Origin of the sequence: Nocardioides zhouii (genome assembly GCF_004137345.1) — a bacterium.
GTDB classification, from domain to species: domain Bacteria; phylum Actinomycetota; class Actinomycetes; order Propionibacteriales; family Nocardioidaceae; genus Nocardioides; species Nocardioides zhouii.
Map to the genome: position 1 here is coordinate 1 of NZ_SDWV01000047.1, position 1,073 is coordinate 1,073.

The window sequence follows — 1,073 nt, forward strand, 5'->3', positions numbered from 1 at the left end:
AAAATAAACTGGTGATTACTGTAGCACCTCAGAAGGATATTTGACCCCAAGGAAGGACATATCCTACAAAAGCTGTTGCTATTAAAATAAATAAAATAATAATTCCTGAAATTCATACTTTAGAGGAGCGGAATGAGTTATAGTAGATTCCTCGCCCAATGTGAATATAGATACAGATAAAGAAAAAAGAAGCTCCATTCGCATGTATAACTCGTAATAATCATCCGAATGAAACATCTCGGGAAATATGGATTACTCTTCTAAATGCATCTTCTATTGTATTTAGGTAATGGAAAGATAAAAATAGTCCTGTTAAAATTTGAATTATTAGGCACAGTCCTAGAAGAGATCCAAAATTTCACATAGATGTAATATTAGGGGGGGTGGGGAGATTTACTAATATATTATTAATAACCTTAAAAATAGGATTGGTTAGTTGGGGTTTAGTAATCAGTACTCTAGGATACTCTTCTTTATCTTACAAGGATAATATTTTAATAAACTACTAGAGCTATTTTTATAAAATATAGTTTTCTTTATAATATAATTTCTTTATTTTTTATTTTTATGGGGAGGGTAAGATTTGTGTTTGGGCTTTTTATGTTAATGAATTATATTAGAATTTTAATAGATTTTAATTTTTTATTATTAGGGCCTTTTTCAATAAGATTTACTCTTTATTTAGATAAGATATCAATACTTTTTTGTTCTTTCATTTGCTTAATTAGAGGGTCGATTATTTATTATAGGGGTACCTACATAGAAGAAGAACGTAGGAAATTTCTTTTTTTAGTCTTATTATTTATATTTATTATAAGAATACTTTTAGTAGTTTTTAGACTTAATTTAGTTAGAATTATATTAGGGTGAGATGGACTTGGTTTGGTTTCTTTTTTGTTGGTTATTTTTTATCAAAATAGTAATTCTGTGAGAAGGGCTATAATTACGGGGCTTAGGAATCGTGTGGGAGATGGGGCTATTTTAATTTTAGTAGGTTTAAGAGTGGAATGAGGGGGTTGAAAATTTTTAGATATTCTTAGTGAAATAACTGATGAAAATTTAATATTTTTTGG

The 1,073-nt window shown here is 28.1% G+C and carries 1 pseudogene; it reads right to left on the minus strand.

Annotated elements, in window-relative coordinates:
- Positions 1-28: 28 nt before the first annotated feature.
- Positions 29-346 (minus strand): annotated as a pseudogene (locus EUA94_RS23205) (cytochrome b N-terminal domain-containing protein); the annotation flags it as partial.
- Between the last annotated feature and the right edge of the window lie 727 nt (positions 347-1,073).